The organism is Rhizobium sp. CFBP 13644 (assembly GCF_014842165.1).
GTDB classification, from domain to species: domain Bacteria; phylum Pseudomonadota; class Alphaproteobacteria; order Rhizobiales; family Rhizobiaceae; genus Agrobacterium; species Agrobacterium tumefaciens_C.
The window spans coordinates 1-1,480 of the sequence record NZ_JACYVF010000028.1 but is presented as its reverse complement, the minus strand read 5'-3'; the positions used below and the strand labels follow the sequence as shown (position 1 = coordinate 1,480).

Annotated in this window: 2 protein-coding genes; both read left to right on the top strand. The window is 60.1% G+C overall.

All coding sequences use genetic code 11. The features are described from left to right. Positions 1 to 279, top strand: a 279-nt coding sequence (gene tnpB, locus IFT53_RS23515; RefSeq protein ID WP_192096978.1) for an IS66 family insertion sequence element accessory protein TnpB, incomplete at its 5' end; no start/stop codon positions are given. 69 nt (positions 280 to 348) lie between these two features. Next, positions 349 to 1,480, top strand: a 1,132-nt coding sequence (gene tnpC, locus IFT53_RS23510) for an IS66 family transposase (RefSeq protein ID WP_192096980.1), incomplete at its 3' end; no start/stop codon positions are given.

The window sequence follows — 1,480 nt, the reverse complement described above, 5'->3', positions numbered from 1 at the left end:
TTGGCAGCGCTGGTGAAGAACGAGCTTCACAAGGACCCGTTCACCGGAACAGTCTTCGTGTTCAGGTCTCGCAAGGCAGACCGGCTGAAGTTGATCTACTGGGATGGGAGCGGCATCGTGCTAGCGTACAAGAGGTTGGAAGAGCACACTTTCACTTGGCCTGGTATCAAGGATGGCCTGATGACGCTGAGCCACGCCCAGTTTGAAGCCCTGTTTGCGGGCCTGGATTGGCGGCGGGTTCATGCCGTGCAGACGAGACCGCCAGAGACCGTCGAATAGCTGCGGCATGATGACTCAGGACGGCAAATTTTGAAGGCAAATCGGCGCGGTACTTGGTATATTCCGGTCATGCTGGATACCACCGATCTTCCCGATGATATTGCCACCCTGAAGGCGATGCTGATTGCGGCGCAGTCACGCGAGGCGGGCAAAGACGCCGCGATAGCCAGACAGAACGCCCAGATAGCCAGTAAGGACGAGCATATCGCCCGCAAAGACGAGCGGATCGAACGGCTTGAGAAGCTGGTCGCGGCCTTCAAGCAGGCAGCCTTCGGGCGCAAATCCGAGAAGACGGATCCCGATCAGTTTGATCTGGCATTGGAAGACCTGGAAACGGCCATGGCCGCCATCCATGCCGAGGATGAGGCAGACGCTCCTGCAGGAACCAAGACCACCAAGCCACGCGCGACCAATCGCGGCTCCCTTCCAAAACATCTTCCGCGTATCGAAGAGGTGATCGAGCCGGAAAGCCTGGTGTGCACCTGCGGCGGTTGCCTGCATTGCATCGGCGAGGATGTCTCCGAGCGTCTGGATGTGGTCCCTGCGCAGTTCCATGTCGTCGTCACGCGTCGTCCCAAATATGCATGCCGCGCCTGCACCGATGGTGTCGTTCAGGCCCCCGCTCCGGCACGGCTGATACAGGCAGGACTGCCGACGGAAGCGACCGTCGCTCATGTTCTGGTTTCTAAATATGCCGATCATCTGCCGCTTTACCGTCAGGCACAGATCATGAGCCGCCAGGGCTTGGACCTCGACCGCTCAACACTGGCCGACTGGGTCGGCCGCGCAGCGTTCGAACTGCGCCCCGTCTTCGATGCCCTGATTGTGGACCTGAAGCGCTCGACCAAGCTGTTCATGGACGAGACCCGTGCGCCTGTGCTCGATCCCGGATCGCGCAAAACCAAGACCGGATACTTCTGGGCGTTGGCGCGGGATGATCGTCCTTGGAATGGCGGAGCTCCGCCGGGTGTGGCCTTTACCTATGCTCGCGGTCGCGGGGGCATTCATGCCGAACGGATATTGCAGGGGTTCGAAGGCATCCTGCAGGTCGATGGCTATGCCGGATACAACAGGCTGATCGGACCCGACCGCATAGGCCGGAACATTCAGCTCGCCTATTGTTGGGCGCACGCGCGGCGCAAACTGGTGGACATTACCCGCAACGGAACAGCACCCATTGCTGAGGACGGCGTCAAACGGA